At 63.8% G+C, this 18,712-nt stretch carries 20 protein-coding genes and 1 pseudogene; 8 read left to right on the top strand and 13 right to left on the bottom strand.

Annotation, left to right across the window (positions count from 1 at the left end):
- The coding region (locus V5A20_RS08050; protein WP_332315764.1) for a cation-transporting P-type ATPase at positions 1-209 on the bottom strand (209 nt) is incomplete at its 3' end.
- Positions 210-449: 240 nt separating this feature from the next.
- Between V5A20_RS08050 and V5A20_RS08045 the strand changes: the two genes are divergently transcribed.
- The 3 genes from V5A20_RS08045 to V5A20_RS08035 all read left to right on the top strand — a co-directional run bounded on the left by V5A20_RS08045 (position 450) and on the right by V5A20_RS08035 (position 3,019).
- The gene (locus V5A20_RS08045; RefSeq protein WP_332315765.1) at positions 450-587 is read left to right on the top strand and encodes a hypothetical protein; all 138 of its coding nucleotides are present in this window, start codon (positions 450-452) and stop codon (positions 585-587) included.
- Between the two features lie 78 nt (positions 588-665).
- On the top strand, positions 666-2,396 hold the full coding sequence (locus V5A20_RS08040) for an adenosylcobalamin-dependent ribonucleoside-diphosphate reductase (protein WP_332327074.1): 1,731 nt from the start codon (positions 666-668) through the stop codon (positions 2,394-2,396).
- 299 nt (positions 2,397-2,695) lie between these two features.
- Positions 2,696-3,019 (top strand): hypothetical protein, encoded by a 324-nt coding sequence (locus V5A20_RS08035; protein WP_332315767.1) that lies wholly within the window; start codon positions 2,696-2,698, stop codon positions 3,017-3,019.
- Positions 3,020-3,123: 104 nt separating this feature from the next.
- Here V5A20_RS08035 and V5A20_RS08030 read toward each other — a convergent pair whose 3' ends face one another.
- The gene (locus V5A20_RS08030) at positions 3,124-3,633 is read right to left on the bottom strand and encodes a CBS domain-containing protein (RefSeq protein WP_332315768.1); all 510 of its coding nucleotides are present in this window, start codon (positions 3,631-3,633) and stop codon (positions 3,124-3,126) included.
- A 604-nt stretch (positions 3,634-4,237) separates the two neighbouring features.
- On the opposite strand from V5A20_RS08030, the gene V5A20_RS08025 reads away from it, so the two are divergent.
- From V5A20_RS08025 to V5A20_RS08010, 5 genes and pseudogenes are all read left to right on the top strand, one after another.
- A complete protein-coding gene (locus V5A20_RS08025; protein ID WP_332315769.1) occupies positions 4,238-5,236 on the top strand; it encodes an OmpA family protein in 999 nt (332 codons plus the stop codon).
- Positions 5,237-5,293: 57 nt separating this feature from the next.
- A complete protein-coding gene (locus V5A20_RS08020; protein WP_332327072.1) occupies positions 5,294-5,689 on the top strand; it encodes a DUF4870 domain-containing protein in 396 nt (131 codons plus the stop codon).
- Between the two features lie 60 nt (positions 5,690-5,749).
- Entirely contained in the window at positions 5,750-6,613 is an 864-nt protein-coding gene (locus tag V5A20_RS08015) for a hypothetical protein (protein ID WP_332315771.1), read from the top strand.
- A gap of 225 nt (positions 6,614-6,838) precedes the next feature.
- Positions 6,839-7,018: pseudogene (locus V5A20_RS14100) on the top strand (erythromycin esterase family protein); the annotation flags it as partial.
- 144 nt (positions 7,019-7,162) lie between these two features.
- Positions 7,163-8,962 carry an SLC13 family permease gene (locus tag V5A20_RS08010; RefSeq protein ID WP_332315772.1) on the top strand — a complete coding sequence of 600 codons (1,800 nt, stop codon included), beginning with the start codon at positions 7,163-7,165 and terminating at the stop codon, positions 8,960-8,962.
- A gap of 109 nt (positions 8,963-9,071) precedes the next feature.
- Here V5A20_RS08010 and V5A20_RS08005 read toward each other — a convergent pair whose 3' ends face one another.
- The 11 genes from V5A20_RS08005 to V5A20_RS07955 form a co-directional block, all read right to left on the bottom strand.
- Positions 9,072-9,524: a DUF2267 domain-containing protein gene (locus V5A20_RS08005; RefSeq protein ID WP_332315773.1), complete on the bottom strand. Its 453-nt coding sequence runs from the start codon at positions 9,522-9,524 to the stop codon at positions 9,072-9,074.
- Between the two features lie 248 nt (positions 9,525-9,772).
- Complete coding sequence (locus V5A20_RS08000) at positions 9,773-9,973, bottom strand: dodecin family protein (protein ID WP_332315774.1); 201 nt, start codon at positions 9,971-9,973, stop codon at positions 9,773-9,775.
- Between the two features lie 443 nt (positions 9,974-10,416).
- A complete protein-coding gene (locus tag V5A20_RS07995) occupies positions 10,417-11,355 on the bottom strand; it encodes a 1-phosphofructokinase family hexose kinase (protein ID WP_332315775.1) in 939 nt (312 codons plus the stop codon).
- A 57-nt stretch (positions 11,356-11,412) separates the two neighbouring features.
- Entirely contained in the window at positions 11,413-12,639 is a 1,227-nt protein-coding gene (locus V5A20_RS07990) for a cation:proton antiporter (RefSeq protein WP_332315776.1), read from the bottom strand.
- 297 nt (positions 12,640-12,936) lie between these two features.
- Entirely contained in the window at positions 12,937-13,671 is a 735-nt protein-coding gene (locus V5A20_RS07985; RefSeq protein ID WP_332315777.1) for an ABC transporter ATP-binding protein, read from the bottom strand.
- Complete coding sequence (locus V5A20_RS07980; protein WP_332315778.1) at positions 13,664-14,926, bottom strand: ABC transporter permease; 1,263 nt, start codon at positions 14,924-14,926, stop codon at positions 13,664-13,666. The genes V5A20_RS07985 and V5A20_RS07980 overlap by 8 nt, the downstream gene beginning before the upstream one ends.
- A complete protein-coding gene (locus V5A20_RS07975) occupies positions 14,926-16,146 on the bottom strand; it encodes an efflux RND transporter periplasmic adaptor subunit (RefSeq protein WP_332315779.1) in 1,221 nt (406 codons plus the stop codon). Before V5A20_RS07975 ends, V5A20_RS07980 begins: the two co-directional genes overlap by 1 nt.
- A 239-nt stretch (positions 16,147-16,385) precedes the next feature.
- Positions 16,386-16,622: a hypothetical protein gene (locus tag V5A20_RS07970; protein WP_332315780.1), complete on the bottom strand. Its 237-nt coding sequence runs from the start codon at positions 16,620-16,622 to the stop codon at positions 16,386-16,388.
- Positions 16,623-16,840: 218 nt separating this feature from the next.
- Complete coding sequence (locus V5A20_RS07965; protein ID WP_332315781.1) at positions 16,841-17,248, bottom strand: hypothetical protein; 408 nt, start codon at positions 17,246-17,248, stop codon at positions 16,841-16,843.
- Entirely contained in the window at positions 17,245-17,889 is a 645-nt protein-coding gene (locus V5A20_RS07960; RefSeq protein WP_332327071.1) for a hypothetical protein, read from the bottom strand. Before V5A20_RS07960 ends, V5A20_RS07965 begins: the two co-directional genes overlap by 4 nt.
- Before the next feature lie 573 nt (positions 17,890-18,462).
- On the bottom strand, positions 18,463-18,712 hold a 250-nt coding region (locus V5A20_RS07955; protein WP_332315782.1), incomplete at its 5' end, for a putative PEP-binding protein.

The following is an 18,712-nucleotide window of genomic DNA, read 5'->3' as shown; positions in this document are numbered from 1 at the left end:
AGAATCTCCAGGACGCTGCGGTGCTCGATCTCTCGCAGCCGGTTCGGCCCGACCTCGTCGAGGCGTCGCTGCGCCTCGTCCGCACCAAGCCCCTCCGTCGCGCTCTCGTAGGCCTCCACGACGCGGTCCGGGGCCGCCTGCCAGGGGGCCACCGCCTCGGCAGGGCGCGTGCCGGACTGCGGAGGATCAGAGACAGACGAGACGCTCATAGGCGGGCGAACGTGGATGACGGGCAGGCGGAACCGCGAAGGTCGTCACGAAGGTGCGATACAGGATACAACACCGGATTCCGACACGGAGTAGGGTTTCGTCCCACATTCAGTGTGGGAATTTTCCTGTGCAGGGTCCGCCTCCTGCCTCGTATCATGAATGCATCCCTGAATGGGCGTGTCGTTCTCCCACGACGGGCCTCGACCTCCGTTCCCGCTTTCCCAAATGACAATGAGACCATGAGCGAACGCAGAGAAAGCAAGATGCGCGAGATGGATCGCGAGACGCGGCTCACCGGCAAGTGGACCGGCCTCGGGTTCGTGATCGTTCTCCTCGGCGCGCTGGCCCTGGCCCTCCTCCTGCTCGGAGTCGGGTAACCGAACCGGATCGGAAGGGCCCACCGAACGTCAGGTCCCGTCCGCTTCCGTAGGTGTCCCTTACAGTCCTCCGAGACCATGACTGCTCTGTCTCCCGCCGCCCAGACGGTTCTCCGCCGACGCTACCTTCAGCAGGACGAGAACGGCACCGTCGCCGAAACGCCCGACGAAATGCTTCGTCGGGTGGCGTCCCATCTTGCCCAGGCGGAGTCGCATTTTGGAGGCGACGTAGACCGCGCTGAACAGGCGTTCTACGAGACGATGCACGCCCTGGAGTTTCTGCCGAACTCGCCGACGCTGATGAATGCCGGCACGGCCCTCGGCCAGCTGGCCGCCTGCTTCGTCCTTCCCATCGAGGACTCCCTGGTCTCCATTTTCGATACGCTCAAGCAGACGGCCCTCATCCATCAGAGCGGGGGCGGAACGGGCTTCTCATTCTCGGCCCTGCGGCCCCAGGGCGACGTCGTCCAGGAAACCGGGGGCGTGGCGAGCGGGCCGGTCAGCTTCATGAAGATCTACGACGCGGCCACCGAGCAGATCAAACAAGGGGGGCGTCGGCGCGGCGCGAACATGGGCGTGCTCGACGTGACGCACACCGACATTGAGACGTTCATCACGGCCAAGCGCGAGGCCGAGGTGCTCCGAAACTTTAACATCTCGGTCGGCACAACGTCGGGATTCTGGGAGACGTACGAGCAGGGAACGACCTACCCGCTCGTCAACCCGCGTACGGGGGAGGTCGTCGACCACGAGGATCCCGAGCGCATCCTCGATCTCGTGGCGGAGATGGCGTGGGCTACGGGCGATCCCGGCCTGCTCTTCCTGGACACGATCAACGCCGCGAATCCCACGCCGGAGCTCGGGCACATCACGGCGACCAATCCCTGCGGCGAGGTCCCCCTCCTGCCCCACGAGGCCTGCATCCTCGGCTCCGTCAACCTCGCCCGCCACACCGACGGCCGGCGCGTAGACTGGGAGAAACTGCGGTCCACGGTTCAGTGCGGCGTGCGGCTCCTCGACAACGCGATCGAGAGGTCGACTTTTCCCGCCCCCGAGATCGAGACAATTGTCTCCCGCAACCGCAAAATCGGCCTCGGCGTCATGGGCTTCCACGACCTGCTCGTGGACCTGCGGATTCCCTACGATAGCGACGCGGCCGTGGAGGTGGCCGACGACCTGATGGCCTTCATCCACGAAGCGGCCTGGGAGACGTCCCGACAGCTCGCAGACGAGCGGGGCCCGTTTTCAAACTGGGACGCCTCGACGCACGCCGCGCCGGTGCGCAATGCCACGACCACCTCCATCGCCCCCACGGGCACCATCTCGATGATTGCCGGCTGCTCGGCGAGCATCGAGCCGATCTACACCGTGGCGTACACGAAGCAGGTGATGGGCGGGCTGGAGATGACGAACGACCGATTCGTGGAGATGGCGAAGGATCGGGGCTTTTACTCGGAGGCCCTGCTCGACGAGCTCCACGGTCGCACCTCCATTCAGGACGTCGCCGCCATCCCCGACGACGTGAAGCAACTGTTCCAGACCGCCCACGACGTTCCCGCCGAACAACACCTTCAGGTCCAGGCGGCCTTTCAACGCCACGTCGACAACGCCGTTAGCAAAACCGTCAACCTCCCCGAATCGGCCTCCGTCGACGACGTGCGCACACTGTTCCGCCGGGCCCGACAGCTGGGCGCAAAGGGCATCACGGTCTTCCGGAGCGGCGCCCGGCCCGAGCAGGTGCTCGGGGAGGATCCCTTAAAAGAGGAGTGTGTGAGCGAGTGCGAGTACGTCGCCGAGCCCGGGCAGTGACGCTCTCGGTCGCCCCGAGGCCAGCCCTCACCGTCTGGCCCCCGAGGATGCTCTCGATCGTGGCCCACCGCCCGCCGAGGGGGAAAGGCAGGGCGTTGGGAGAAGAGGCTGCCTGTAAGCGCACGTGGGTAGGCGAGCGTGGTAGGAGAGACGCCCACAGATCGACACGCAATTTCCCCATGTCAAGGGAGCAAGTCATTCGTTATGACCCCCCCGTCGGACATGAGGATCGGGACAAGCACCCCAACGAGAGCCCCCAATCTCAGATCACTGAATCCAGCATAACTCGAAGCAGATTCATGGACATGCAGGAACGAACGGTCCTTCTGGAGGGCCCCGATCACTTCCTCGACATCGTGTACGAGACAATCGATGCCCACGTCCGGCGCACCGGCGAGGAGTACGAGCAGGTCATCACGGGGGTTAGCACGAAGGAAATCGGCGACGTCGACCACGAGGAGGAGAGCGTACTGCCCCTGTACGTGCCGGCCTCGGAAGACCCCGAGGACGCCCGCGAGTTGATCGACCTCGCTCTCGATCGGATTTCCGACGAGCACAACATGGAGCTGGCCCGGCAAAGCGTTCAGGTGACGTTTGAGGACGTGACAATCGGAGAGGAATAACCCATCGCCTGCGGTGCGCAAATGGCATCTTGATCCCGAAAGCTGTCGGGAGCCTCGCTACGACTCTCGTGAGAAAACCGGGATAAGGCCCCACCTGGAGGTCTTCAGGTCCCGTCGGTGGCCGAGCCCTGGTCCCGTACCCACTCCAGCACGTCAATCGCACTGATGAGGCCGGCAATGTCTCGCTTCGTCCCCGCGTGGACGACGAACAGGCGATGGATCTGGGCGCGCACCATCCGGTCGGCGACCTCGTGGATCGGCGCATCTTCCTCCACGGTAAAGACCGCCGGCATCATGATGTCTCGGACGGTGGCCTGCGGACGCCCCCGAAGGGCGTTCAGTGCCTCGTCGTCCCGCACGTCTGCATCGCCCAGATAAAACGCGGGCGGTTCTTCCCGTTCAGCCTCCTCCTCGGTCTCCGAAGAGGCCTCACTATCATAGCGGGCGATGTCCGTAACCGACACGACGCCGATCACCCCTCCGTAGTCCGAGATCACGGGCGCGCCAGAAATGGAGTGCTCGGTGAAGAAGGACGCGAGCTCCTGCAGGGACCAGTCGGCCTGGGCGGTGAGCACCCGGTCCGTCATCAGATCGCGGGCCGTGGGAAGCGACATAAACTGAAGAGTGGGAAAAGAAGAAGGACGCGTGTTCTTCTTCTACGAGCAAGTTCCCAACGGGTCCCGGTCTTACACTTCCGATCCTTCGGGGCGCCGTTCCAGTGCAGGGAGGACGGCCCTGAGACGGGCCGAGGCCTGCGCCTGAGTGCTCGGTCCCAACCGGCACCCCGCCGGAGCAGGATGGAAAACGTCCTCGATCTACGGTGCCCCCATTCTCTATTCTGCCGTTGCCAGGTCCAAGTCGTCCGGGGGGAGTCGGTTGTCTTTAAGCGCACCGCGGAAAGCCGCCCTCTCGTCACTGCTTCCGATGACGGGGTCATACTGGCCTCCTACACCCGCATCTGGTCCTCGTCAGTCAGTTTGTAGCCACGGTGGGCCATCGGCATGACGAAGTACCTCGAACAGCCCATGCCGACGTTTTCCTCGGACCGTACCGAAGGAGATTCCCCCACCCGGAGGTCATGAACCGTCCCACGCCCTCCCAGCGCTCGCATTGATATTTTCACACATAAAGATTTACGGGGGACTTTCTTCGCATTGGACATGGTGAACCTGTAGATCCGCCTCATATCTTACTCCGTTTCACAGACAGCTGGTTGCTATGCGTTTTCTTTTCCAAAACCAATCGGTCCGTGTCCTGGGGCTGATCGCTGTGTTTGCCTTTGCTCCCTACCTCCTGTTTGCCCAGGAGATAGAACGCCGGCAGGAGGGGGTGGAGGAAGCAGAAGACCACCCGATGATCTCCCGCTACGAGGGATCGGTGATGCTTGCCTACGAGCATGCGGACTACGACCTCCTGGAGCTGCCTGCGGGGGACGATGAAGAGGGGGAGTTCCTGTATAAGCCAACGGAGGGCGAAGTCACCCGTCTCCTCTACGCCGCTCCGGAGGGCCTATCGGTGCTGCAGGTCCACCGAAACTATCAGATGGCGCTCCAGGACGCGGGCTTCGAGATCGTCGAGGAGTGTGTGGGTACTGGTTCCACAGAGTGCAACTACCACTTCCGTAACTTTGACAACTTCGGCCGCAGCCTGAGGAACATCTTCATGGGCGAGGACGGCTCGTACTTTCTGGCCCGCAAGTCCGGGGCGGAGGGGGACGTGTACGTGTCGGCTCATACGCTTCTGAACGACACGTACGACGATCTGGACGGACGACCGGTGACGGCCCTGCAGATCGTCGAGGAAAAGCCCATGGCAACGGGTAAAGTCGAGGTGAACTTGGACGCTGAGGCCATGGCGGAGGACCTGGAGGAGGCCGGCACGACGCGGCTCTACGGCATCCACTTCGACACCGGAGAAGCAACCATTAAGCCCGAGTCCGAGTCGACCCTCGCCGAGATCGCCGAACTTCTCAATGAGCAGCCCGACCTGACGCTTGCAGTCGTCGGTCACACCGACAGCCGGGGAAGCCTGGAGCAGAACATGGAGCTCTCCCACCGCCGCGCCGAGGCTGTTGCCGAGTTCCTCGCCACCGAGCACGAGGTCGCGGCGAGCCGGCTCAACCCGCACGGCGTGGGATACCTCTCGCCCGTGGCGGCAAACGAGACGGAGGACGGGCGAGCCCGCAATCGCCGGGTCGAACTCGTGAAGGTGCCGTAGCGACGACGGGGCAGTGTCGAGTCGCACCCTACCCATTCATCAACCACGGTGGACGCTATGGAACAGAATGCGAATTCTTCGGACGTGCACAGCAACGCTTCTGCATCGACGTCGGACACGGGATTGGAAGACCAAATCGCAGGGCCGCTCTGCTACCTGTTCGGCGTGGTCACAGGCGTCATCTTTCTCGCCATCGAGAAAAAGCGCCGGTTCGTTCGCTTTCACGCGTACCAGTCGGTCGGAGTGTCGGTGGTTTGGATCGTTCTCTCCATTGGGGCGGCTCTGCTTGGGGCCATTCCGGTTCTCGGTTTCGTGCTCGGGGGACTCCTCTCGCTGGCGCTGAGCGTCGTCGGTCTGTTTCTCTGGCTCTATTTGATGTGGCAGGCCTATCAGGAAAAGGAGATCGAATTGCCCTGGATCGGCCCGTGGGCCCGGCGCCAGATGGAAGGTTAGAGCATCGTTCAGGGATCCTGAGCCCCTCTCAACTCTGTCGACTAAATCTACACGCTTACCATGACTTCTATTCCCCACACCAACGGCTGGAAATACATCCCGCTCCTTGCGTTTTTTCTCTTTCTTTTCGCCCCGGGGACCCTGGTCGCACAGTCCGCAGAGACCGTGTTAAATCGGGCGCTGGACCGGCACGAGGCCATGCTGGAAGATGTTCAGGACTGCACCGTGATTCAGATGCAGGAGGGCCCCGCGGGAGCAACCAGCCGCGATACGCTCTACCTGGAGAAGCAGATCGTTGATGGCCGTCCTCAGCTCCTTCCTCCCGGCAGTAAAGAGGAGCAGGAGACACTGGACTTCCTCTACGAGGTACCCAAAGAACGCGCTCGGTATTCGGGAACCTCAGCGGTGGACGGGCACGAAACGCACGTACTCGTGATCGACGATCCCGAAGCGTTGGAGAAGTGGCTTTCGGATCTCAGGGGACCGGAAGGTTCGGTTCCGGAGAGCCCTGAAAACGTAACGATTCAGAGCGTGCGTGCGCACTTCGATGCCGAGAGCTACGTGGCCCGAAAGACGGTTGTCGATCTTGAGGTCTCGCGGAACGGAGAGACGTTTCCCATCCAGCAAGAAATGATGAACAGCGACTACCGTGAGGTGAATGGCCTCCTGTACCCGTTCCACAGGGTGACACGATTCTTAGGTCTCACCGGGGGGATGACTCCTGAGGAGCTGCGTAAAGCGCGCGAGCAGTTGCAGAAATTTGAGCAGAAACTTGAGGAAATGGAGCCTGCCAAACGCAAAATGGTAAAAAATTATATGGGAGACAAGCTGGACAAATGGCGGAAGATGCTGGAGTCAGGGAGCGTCGAAACGGTTACGGGCGTGGTTGAGCTCCGTGTGAATCAGGGGGTGCCCAATCGTTAGTTCCCAGTGCTGTGTTTGACAATTATCGCTGCAGCATCGCTTTGCAGGGACTGGCGCTCTTCTCAGGTTGAGTCCATACTTTTGTGCAAAAGCCCAGGCCCGATCGAAAATGAGAAAGGGCCCCGCGCTGCGTTAGGTTTGGGACCTACCCGTCAAAGTAGAACCAAACCCACACCAGCCCGATGACCCTTTCTATCGATCTAAGCGACGAGGAACTCGAAAAGATCCTGCTCGGCGATCGAGGTCGTCTACCGGCCCCAGACGGAGCTCCAGAGCCACTACTTTCGGGCCCGCCTGCCACAGCAGTTCGACGAGTACGTCTGGTTCGACGAGACGGAGGCCGTCACGCCGCTCAAGGCCGAAGCGGCGGAGGGAATGCCGGAGACCTTTCCCTTTGGCGTGTAGCCCCATTGAATGCTGGCTCCGTGTCTGCTTTCATGGTCCAGCACGGGAAAGACGACTCCCGAAATCCCACTACTCCGCCGGAGGGCGATCATTTCCTCCCGGAATTTCGCCCGGTCTCTTGCGCTGGCTCCAATTCTCCGTTTGATGCCTACCGTGAGCGTCGGCGCGCTTCTGGTCTTCCTGATCATCCTCGTGGCGCTCATTCTGTTCGTCACGGAGCCGGTGCCCATCGACGTCACGGCGCTCGGAATCATGGTGACGCTCATGGTGCTCGGCCCGTGGACAGGCATTTCTCCGGAGGAGGGAGTCTCGGGCTTTTCCAATAGCGCGACCATCACCATCCTCGCGATGATGATTCTGAGCGAAGGGGTGCGCCGGACGGGGGCGGTTCAGCACCTCCAGGCGACCGTGGCGGCGTACACCGGCAAAAACGTCCACAAGCAGCTCGGTGCGACGATCGGCCTCGTGGGGCCGCTGTCCGGCATCATCAACAACACCGCGGCGGTTGCGGTCTTGCTGCCGATGGTAAGCGATCTCGCCCACGAGAACGACACGTCCCCCTCGAAGCTGCTAATGCCGCTCTCGTTTGCGTCGATGGCCGGGGGCATGCTCACGCTCATCGGCACCTCCACAAACCTTTTGGCGAGCAGCATCTCCGGGGAACTCATCGGGCAGCCCTTCTCGATGTTCGAGTTTACGCACCTCGGCCTCATCGTCTTTGCCACGTGTGCCCTCTACCTTCTCACGGTGGGCTTCTGGCTGGCGCCCGCGCACGTCCGTCCCCGGAGTCAGCGGGAGTCGACTGAACAAGACGTGTTTCTCACCGAGATCATCGTGGACGACCATTCGCCGTTCGTGGGCCAGACACTGGAGGAGGCACTTGAGCGCGTCGACGTTGAGGCGAACGTGACGCAGATCGTACGAGAGGAAACCTATCGGCGAGAACCGCCCCTCTCGACGACGATCCGGGGCGGGGACATTTTCACGATCCGATTGACGAAGGATGCCCTGCATGCCCTGTTTGACGTGGAGGGCATCGACCTCGTCCCCGACGAGGCGACCGAGGCGGACCTGGAAACGCTCGCCCCCGACGAAACGCTCGTCGAGATCGTCGTCACTGCGGGCTCGGACTTGGTTGGAGAGACGATCGAGTCGGCGGGGCTTCAGGATTTTTACCGGGCGGCGGTCTTGGCCGTTCGACGGGGAGGCGAAACGGCCCACGAGCGATTGGCCGACTTCCGGCTCCGGCCCGGGGATGTCCTCCTCATCGAGTCGAAGGCCGAGACGGTCGACCGGCTCGCGAACGATCCGAACGTCATCGTGGCGGGGGAGCTTGAGCTCCAGCGCTTCCGGTCGTCAAAGCTGCCGCTTGCGATTGGAACGGTCCTCGCGGTTGTGGGACTGGCCGCCCTCGGCGTGCTGCCGATCATGGTGGCGGCCCTCGGGGGCGTCGTCGCGATGATTGCCACAGGCATCGTCAAACCGGCCGAGGCGTACGAGGCGGTGCAGTGGGACATCATTTTTCTTCTCGCCGGGGTCATCCCACTCGGGAAGGCGCTGTCGGAGACCGGCGGGGCCGACCTTCTTGGCCAGCTCATCGTGTCGAGTGCCGAGACGCTCCCCGCCACCGTCGTTCTGGGCGTGTTTTATCTCTTGGCTGCTCTCATGACCAATCTCATTAGCAACCAGGCCAGCGTGGTGTTGCTCCTTCCCGTGGCCGTGGAGGCCGCGACCCAGCTGGGGGCCAATCCCTTCGCGTTCGTGCTCGCGGTGACGTTCGCCGCCAGCACCGCATTCATGACGCCTGTGGGCTACCAGACGAACCTGTTCGTTTACGGACCGGGGGGGTACGAATTCAGCGATTACGCCCGCGTCGGCGGCCCGCTCCAGGTGCTCCTAGCTGTCGTGACGACGCTTGGCATTGTGGCCTTTTGGGGACTCTGATGCCAAATGCGAGATCACGAAATTAATTCGGCGGTTTCGGCACGCCGGGACCCATTTCATCCACTCGGATGCCCAGCTCCCCCCGCCCCCCGACGCCCGGAATCGGTCCTCACTCGTCGTCCCACAGGGAATTGAGAGAGGCGGGAAGCATGTGCTGGATGTCCTCGATCTCTCCCTCCGACACCTTGTCCTCCAGCATCGCCAAAACGGCCCGTGTCGCTGCTTCCGGGGCGCCGCCGTCGACGACCTCTAGTTCCTCCCAGACGCGGTCGAAGAACTCGTCCTGATCTCGGTAGCGCTCCGGCTTGCCGGCGGCCTTGTAGCCTTCGAAATAAACCCCTCGAATCAGGGTGGGGAGCTGGGCGGAGAGGTTCATGACCTCGTCGACCGGCAGTCGATCTCGAAGGGCAAACAGAACCCCTCGAAGCGCATGATAGGCCTTCTGTTTGTCTTCATGGCCCAGCTCGTCGGCGACATGTTTGAGCCATGCACTGGTCGTGTGGACTGATCGTCGCAGACCGGAGGGAATGTCGTGGGCGGTGACGTCTTGTTGGTTTGTCATGGCGTGGACATGGGTTGAATTCGATTCTGAACGCGAACAAGAGACCCCGGCAGGGGAGCCCGGCACGCGATCCCGTTTGCGAACCGTCCGGTCCGGCGAAGAGCGTTCACGCTCGGACTGTGCCGGGCGGGCGTCGGTCCTTTCAGGGAGGCCTTTCAGGGAGGATTCGACCTCAACGCCAGGGGGCGGGTCCCGTCTCGAGACGGAATGGAAGACCGGCGGACGGGACCCTGCCGCTGGCCCGGGGATTACTCGTGAATGATAAATGTCACCTTGCTGTGGACCCGGTAGGCCTGGATTTCTCCATTTTCGACGATCGCGCGGTAGTCATCGACGTAGATGTTCTGGATGTCCTCGACCGATTTTGAGGCTTCCCGGAGCGCTTCTTCCGTGGCGGCCTCTAGCGTGTCTCCCTGGGCGAGAATTTCAATCGACTTGGCTACAGACATGGCAGGTATCGGTTTGGTGAACGAGACGACGGGTACAGGCCCCGCCTAGAGTGTGATGCACAATAAATGCCTTGGTCCGGACCGGTGACGTACGGTCGAGGGGCCTTCGGGTGTGGTGCCTTCTGGTCGGAGCACGTGGGGGGGACTCCTACGGAACGGGCGCTTGCGGGGGAATAGGGCAGGGCAATTGCATGTTGAAAGCTTCGTCGAGCGAAGGTGGCCCCCGCAGCCTCTGATCGTGGGGAAGATGCCGGGAAAGCGTGGGGGAATGGGGGCGTGGGGACATGGGAGTCGTGAATTTCTGCTCCGTTCGAACGGCCGGAACAGGCCACTGCCGCTGAGATGCGATTGCCGTGAGGAATCGGGACCTTGCCTGCCCGGTGCCGACCGCCTTGGTGAGCGTCGCGAGGTAACGGATCGAGACCGGATCGATAAGGGCGCCGTTAGATCGCCTCAGTCCTCATTTGGTCAAACAGGGCCTCCGTGTCGTTCCGGCGGCACAGCTCCGTGCCGGGCGTCGTGACGGCGGCCGCACCGGCGGCGACCCCGAAGCGGACGGCCGTATCCAGGTCGTGGCCGCGGGCCAGGGCGAGGGTGAGCCCCCCCACCATACTATGGCCCGCCCCCACGCGGCTGTTGATGGAGACGGTTGGCGACCGGACGTGCTCGGCCCGATCGGTCGTGATGAGCAGTGCGCCCGAGGCCCCCATCGACAGAACGACGACCTCGCACCAGCCGCGATCAATGAAATTCCGTGCGGCGTCGATGCGTTGGGGTTCCGTGTCGAGTGCGCTGCCAGCCAGGTGCTCCAGTTCCCGGAGGTTGGGCTTCAGGAGGTACCAGCCCGCGTCCATCGCCTCGCGGAGCGCCGCCCCCGAGGTGTCCAGCACGGGCCGGGCCCCCAGGTCGTGAGCCACCTCGGCGACGGCCGCGTAGGCGTCGTCCGGGGCGCCCGGCGGCAGACTGCCGCTGGCAACGAGATAGTCGGGCGTGGGCTCAAGCGTGCGCAGGGCATCCAGACACGAACTCATCTCGGCCTCGCTGAGCTCGGGCCCGGGCATGCCGAAGCGGAACTGGCGGTCGGTCGAGGTTTCATGGACGATCATGTTCTCCCGGGTCCACTCGTCGATCTCAATCGGCGTCTGGTCCACGCCCTCGTCGTCGAGTAGAGCCTGAAGGATGTGTCCGATCGCCCCTCCCGAGGTGTAGAGGGCCTGCGCAGCCCCACCCAGCCGATGAATGGCCCGCGCCACATTGATGCCCCCGCCCCCCGGCTCGCGGGTCGGAGAGTCGCAGCGGAGCTTTTCCTCGGCCACCACCCGCTCGATGCGCGTATTCTTGTCGATGGTGGGATTCAGGGTCAGCGTGATCACTGATGGCATGTCGAGAGGGGGTGTGTGGATCGACGAAGGAAAGAGCGAGCGGTGCGGGGGATTCCGTCACGAAGACTCCGGGGTGGAGAGAACCGATGGAGGCGTCAGCAGGGGACGCAACACGAAGGGCATGACGAGGACTGTCACTGCCGAGACCAGTACGACCTGGGCAAAGATCGTCGGGGGCACGGCCCACGCCCCGAGCTCCAGGCCCCGCTGCAGGATGACGAGGGCGACTTCGGCGCGCGGAACGAGACTCAACCCGAGCACGAGGGCACCGGACGAGCCCAGAACGGGGAGGGCAGGGACGTACGCGCCGACCACCTTTCCGAGAACGGCGGCGGCGAGCAGAAGGACGACCCCGCCCCCGATGGCGCCCACGGCCTCAGGAGCCAGGTGCAGGCCGATGCCGACGAAGAAGAACAGCGCGAACAGGTCGTGCAGCGGACGAAAGGCGTCCATGTACTGTGTCGTGTGCGGATCTCGGCTAAAGATGAGGCCGGCGAAGAAGGCCCCGATGGCGACCGAGAACCCCAAGAGCCCCGCAATGGCCGCCACAATGATGCCGACTCCCAGCATCACCAGCATCGTCCCTTCCCCCGCATGGAGACGCTCAAACAGGTGCGTCATGGGCCGTTCCACGTACCACGCGAAGAGGAGACAGGCGCCGCCGAAGAGGACCAGTTTCAGCAGCATCCATCCCACCACGGGTGCGAGGATCGAGAGCAACGCCTCGGGGCCCGCCTCTCGCAACAGAGGAGCGGCGGCAAACAAAAGCGCCATCAGAAGAACGCCCATAAGGTCGTCGAACTCGGCCACGTCGACCAGCGTCGAGCCTTCCCGACTTTCAAGCTGATCGGCCTCCTCCCAGAGCGCGACGCTTACGCCCACGCTCGTTGCCGTCAGGGCCGTCGCCACGAACAGGCTGGGAACCAGGGGCCAGTCGATCAGGAGAAACGCCGTGGCGAAGGCGATGCCGCCGCTTCCCAGCACGTTGCCGAGCCCAATCCAGCTGGCCTCGGGCAGTTGGTCGAGCAGGCGCCCCAGGTCGCTCTCCAGTCCGACCCGGAAGAGCAGGGCAATCACGCCGAGGTCGGCCAGAAAGGGAAAGACCTGCTGCTCCGTGAGAAGGGGCACGACCTCAAACGAGGCGGCGGTCCGCAGAAGGATGCCGAGAACAAAGTATCCCACGATGGGGCTCAGCCCGTTCTGCTCGGCACCGTACCGCATCGCGATCGCACACACAACAACGGCACCGACGAGCAGGGTGTTTACGAGCAACGCGTGTTCCATTCAGTGCCTCGTGGATTTATGGAGAGGGACCAACTGTTGCATTCTCGGTCCGAACGAGCTCTTCGTCGGCAGAGGTACCCGTTTCCGCGTCGCAGAGCTCCACGCCGGGGTGTGCTGCACCCGTGCCTCCTCGCCGGCTTCAAATGGGGCATCGAGCCATCCGAGAGAGCACCCCGCTGGTCGGTGTGTCCGGGGTCAGTCCAGTCGTGCATCGCAGTCAATGGGCCTCAGAACGGGAATCCGAGGAGGGAGCATCCGAACCCGTCCCGCGGTGATCGTGGGGACGACGGTGCGGGCCTACGCCTCGTCGGAGGCGATGCGGCCGTCGCGGAGCTCGATGACGCGGTCGGCGTAGTCGGTGAGCTCGGGGTCGTGGGTGACCATCAAGAAGGCCGTGCCCGTCTTCCGATTGATGTCCCGCATCAGGCGCATGACCGACTGCGAGGTCTCGGACCCGAGGCTGCCAGTCGGCTCGTCGGCCAGCACGACCGTCGGATCGTTGGCGAAGGCGCGAACCGTGGCGACACGTTGTTGCTGCCCCCCGGACAGCTCGTTGACCGGCGTCTGGATCTTCTCTTCGAGGCCGACCATCTCAAGCATGTCGACGGCCCGGTCGCGGGCCGCCTCCTCGTATTTTTTGCCGCGGATGCGACACGGCATCAGCACGTTCTCAAGGACGTTGAAGTCAGGAAGGAGATGGTGAAACTGAAAGATGAACCCGATGTACTCCCGACGGAGCTGCGCCCGCTCCTCTTCGTCGAGGGTCGAGGTCTCGCGGTCGTCGAGGAAGAGCCGGCCGGCGGTCGGGGTGTCGAGGAGCCCGATGATGTTTAACAAGGTGGTCTTGCCCGAGCCGCTCTTGCCGACCAGCACGGCGAAATCGCCGGCGTTCAGTTCGAGATCGATGCCGAACAGCACCTCCTCGTCAACCCCGTCGGTGTAGGTCTTCCGGGTCTCCTCGAGGCGGATAATGGGGTCGCCGGCCTCAGAGGCCCGTCGCCGCTGGCGCTGGTCGTCGGTCAGATCAGCCACTGCGAATCACCTCGATGGGGTCGACATTGGAGGCGCGGCGAGCGGGTACCAGCGACGCGACGAAGCCGATCAGCACGGCCCCCACGACGGTGCCCACGACCAACTCGGGACTGAGCTCGAACGGGAAGAGCGGCTCAGTGCGGCCGCTGGCGGTCGGCGGGCCCTCGATGTTTGACAACAACTCGACGATCACCACCCCGGCCGAGGCGCCGAGCACCCCGCCCGCCAGCGACAGCAAGGTGCCCTGCAGGGCGAAGACCGTCCGGATCTGGCGGCGAGTGGCGCCCATGGCCTTCAAAATGCCGATCTCCGGGAGCTTGTTGGTCACCAGCACGATCAGGATGCTGGCGATGGCGAAGGCAGCGGCGACGGCGGTAAAAAAGATGATCAGGTCGCTCGACCGCCCCTGTCCCTCGAGGGCGCGCAGGAGCCGTTCGTTGTCGGCGATCCAGCTGGTGACCTCGTAGGGGATCTGGCGTTGAAGCTGGTCGGCCACGCGGTCGGCCCGGAAGACACGCTGAACCTCGACGCCGATGGCGTTGACCGACGACCCGAGCCCGAACAGCGACTGGCCGTCGCCCAGCCGCATGAAGACCGTTGCGTTGTCGATCCCCCCGAAGCCCGTGTCGAACAGGCCGACGACCCGCATGCTGCGCCCAGTGCCCGCCGCCGTGGTCACCTGCAGGCGATCGCCCCGACCGATGCCCATGGTTTGAGCCAGCTTGTACCCGATCGTGATTTCGCCGGGGCCGAGCTCGTAAAACCGTCCCTCCACGAGGTTCTCCTGAATCGGCACCAGCCGGTCGTAGCGGCGCGGCTCGATGCCGTACAGGCGGACGGCCTCCCGTTTTTCCCCGCGGATGGCGAACCCCTGTCCTTCGGCTGCCGGCGAGACGCCCTGGATCTCGGGACCGAACTGGTCGACGAGTCGGCCCCAGCGCTGCCAGTTGTCGATGGCGCCTTTCTCGCTGGTGAGCGTCGTTCGCTCGCCGAGGTACAGCGGCCCGTCGTCGGGCGCGCCGAGCTCCTCTCGCTCCCACAACGCGAGCGGCTCCCGCTCGCGGGGCTCGATGAGGACGTGGGCGATGGCCCCGGTGGTCTCCTCCACGAGGTCTCGCTCGAGGCCGTCAATCAGGGCCGTCAGAAAGACGACGAGGATGACGCTGACCGACAATACGACCAGCGTCAGGGCGGTCAGGCGTTTCGAGCGCACGAGGCCGCGCCAGGCGACGCTCCAGGAGAGGCGGTCGGGCATCACGATCCCTCCCCCCCGGCCAGGGCCACGGCCTGGCCGATGTCGAGGCGGGCGGCGTGGCGGACGACCTGTGTGCCGGCCTCGATGCCCTCGAGGGCCGTCCAGGGTTCTCCGCGGGCCCGTACGTCGACGGCCTGCCGGACGGTCGTCCCGTCCTCGACCGTCAACACGTAGGTCCCCATCGGATCGCGGACGACGGCGTCGATGGGGGCCGCAAGGGCCTGATCGAGGCGCGCCACTTCGATGTTCGCGTCCACGGTGAGTCCGGGAAAGGTGTTTTTGGGTAACGAATCGGGGGCAAGGTGCACCCCCACGACGCCCCGGTCGGTCGCGATCTCTGGGCCGACCCGGTGGACGGTCGCCGTGAACGTCTTCTCGGGCATCGACGGAAAGATAAGCGTGGCGGGCTGGCCGGGCGCGAGGCGGCCGAAGTAGTCTTCGTCGACCTCGGCGTAGATCTCGGCGCTCGTCATGTCGGCCATCCGAGCGACGGTCTCGTTTGGGGTCACTCGCTCCCCCTCCTTGGTCTCGATCGCCAGCACAAGCCCGTCGAACGGGGCTCGGATGATCGTCTCGGCGAGGTCGTTCCGGGCCCGCTCGAGATCGACGCTCGCCTGCTTGAGGCGAGCGCGGGCGGCCCGAAGCTCCTCGGGGAGTGGGCGCTCGCGGAGGCGGTCGAGCCGAGCCTCGGCGTTTTTGAACCGGGCGCGTGCTTCTTTGGTGGCGGTGCGGGCCTGTTCGAGCGCTTGTTCGGTTACGCCACCCTCTTCGAACAGCGCCTTCGTCCGCTTCAATTCGCGTTCGGCCTGGGTGAGCTGCGCGGCGAACTGCTCGACCTCGGACTCAGCCGCCCGGAGGTCTGCGTCGGTGGGGCCGCGCTTGACCTCCCGGAGTTCGTTGCGGCGGGTCTCGACACGCGCCTTGGCCTTTTCGACGACTAGTTTCGCATTGCGTGGGCGGAGCACGACCAGGCGGTCGCCCTGCTTGACCTCGGCCCCCTCCTCGACGGCGACCCGCTGGACAGTACCGGCGATCTCGACGCCCAGATCACTGGTGCGGGGCGCCTCGATGCGCCCGGTGGCGACGTAGACTTCGACGACCTCCCGCTGTTGCACGCGAATCGTCTCGACCTCCGTCGGGGACGAGACGAGACCGTACACCGCCGTGCCGACGGCAGCGACGGTGAGGATCCCCAGAAGCCAGTACAGGCGGTTGTTCACGACGACAGGAGGCCAAACACGAACCGGCCGAAAAGCGGGGGCGTGTCGCTCGTCGGGCGGCCATCCAACGTACCGGCAAGGATAGAAAACGCAGAGGACCCCTCCTGTAGGACTGACCTCCAACCCCCCGTGAGAAATTCTCCCACGTGATCCTCGTCGCGGGCACGGCGTCGAGGGGGGCGACCGCGTGTTTTGCAGCTCCAATTGCGTTGAACAGTCTGGCGTGTGAGGCTCTTCCTCTACTCGCGATCTTCCGGCTCTCGTTCCAACACGACGAGCACTCGGGCCCGGCCCTTCTCGAGGACCCGATCTTCTGCACTTCGGACCCGCCAGCCGTTCATCCGCCAGGACACAATCTCGGGATGCTGCTCTACTGCAGTGCTGCCCTGACGGTCGACGAGGAGAAGCTCTGTCTCGGTCCTGCTCGGCGTGAGGGGAGAGGTGATCGCTCTTGTGCGCTCGGCGGTAGAGCTCATGAGACTGATTGGGAGCGAATGAAGGAATGAGAATCTGTTTGGCGGACTGTCTATGGCCTGCGACTTCGCGGATCTCGTGCAGAACGGCTTCTGCACTCGCCCGGTAGTTCCACTACAGGGCTCGTTTGGGCCCTGTTCATGCACGTCGCCCGCTGTGTCTCGGCTGAATATCCATCCACCGAACAGCTTCTGAGTGAGAACCGCGTCGACTCAGGGCCTCACAGGCAGCGTAGGAGCAGGCGGGCCAGGCTGTTCGACGGACCGGGAATGCGTTTGGCCCGGATTCGATACCAGCGCCACCGATGACTTCCGGTCCGCAGGCGCAAAAGCCATCGGGCCCGTTGCTTGGTGCGGGACGCCATTTGGGCAAGGTCCCGCATGACGCGCCGTAGGTTTTGTCCGTGAACGTGCGAAAAGAAACAGGGCTCAATGGCGGTGTCGGGGCAATATTCGAGGAGGCGACGCGTCCCCTCCGTGAGATCCTGAATCATGCCGTCCTTGGTCAAGACAAGCATGGGGACGTGCGGCGGCACCTCTGAGGGAAGCGGTTCGGCAGAGGCGTCGTCCCTCTTGCGCTCGCTTTCGTCGAGGAGGACCGTCGCGACCGATGGGCCTGCTTCTTTCATTTTGCGATCCTGCTTCTCGGTTGGGGAAGCACGCGCAAAGTGGCGAGTCCGGCTCCCGTCGACGGCGACCCGCGCAAGTCGTGCGTCGTCTTTCCGGCCCAGGAGGCCGTACTCTCGGCTCGCAACGGCGACTCTCCTCCCTCCACCCGGAGTGAGCTTTGCGCCTGCTTCCAGCGGGACGATCCGGTCCCGGTTCGAGAGGGAGATGCCTCACAGGGGGGCACGCACCGCAGGAGCAGCCGGACAGAGAGGTGCCGGTAGAGCCGCCGTTCGAGTTCGTCCCACAGGAAGCGCGCGAGTGTCCGACCGAGCTCCGGCGCCCACGAGAGCATCGTGCCTGCTCCGGCAGGGAGAGCGTAGGACATCCGGCGGGACGGGCCGTCTTCGATCTCGCAAGCGACATCGTAGACATTTTCTCCTACGTGCGTCGTCGTGAACGTCACATTCATCTGAACGAGATCGCGATATTCAAGCCGGAGTTGCATCAGCTGACTCGCCGAGGTTCGGTCGAAGCGATGCAGCGTCACGTCCTCGACGCGCCGCCGATCGAGGGCCGTCTTGAGGCTCCGGTAGACCACGTCGGCAATCCGGCGCGGGGACGAAGAAGTGAGCGAAGATCGAGAGTGGGCATTGGTGAGCATGGTGGGGACCTCTTAAAATTCGCGCAATATACCGATGTGTGAGAAGGCATCCCAACGAAACTGACTCTTCGGGTTCTACGAGAGGGTCCAAACGGAAGGGCGCAGAACGGAAGGGCGCAAGAGGGCCGTTCGGCTCCACTACTCAAACAAGTGCTTGCCGAACGACGAGGCTGTGCGAAAAACCCCGACGGACGGGCGAGGAAAGAGAGACCGATCGTGTGGGGACATTTCGGACATGGCCCCCGGTCTGTCTTGCGAGCGGGAGAGCGGGGCAAGGCAAGGTGTGGGTTGCGCGTTTGGGGTTGAGCGTTTGGGGTTGAGCGTTGGTGAGGGGACGACACTCAAAATTCGTTAGCCCGGTTTTCTCACGAGAGGCGTAGCGAGACACAAGAGGCGGTTCAAGATGCCATTTGCGCACAGAGCGAAGCGAGGAAGTGCTTTTAGAGTGCGCACCACAGGCGATGCCACGCATCGTCGAGGAGTAAAAATGAGCAGATTGGGCCGCCTCTGAAGTCGCAGTAGCGTCCCGTGAGAAATCCAGGTTAGACCCGCAGGATGACGGTTGACACTGTACTACATCGTCGGCGTCCTCCGTTCGGCGTCCGCCACGTGCTGGAGGACGTCGGCGACGCTGTCGGGGATCACGGAGATCGAGTCGATGCCCGCCTCCACCAGGAACTCGGCAAAGTCCGGGTAGTCGCTGGGCGCCTGCCCGCAGAGGCCCACCGGGCGGTCCGCTGCGTGGGCCTGCTCGATCAGGGCCCGGACCATCCGCTTCACCGACCGGTTGCGCTCATCGAAGAGATAGGAGAGGCGCTCCGCG

It is taken from the genome of Salinibacter sp. (assembly GCF_036626415.1).
Lineage (GTDB): Bacteria > Bacteroidota > Rhodothermia > Rhodothermales > Salinibacteraceae > Salinibacter.
This window is presented reverse-complemented; position numbering and strand designations above follow the sequence as displayed.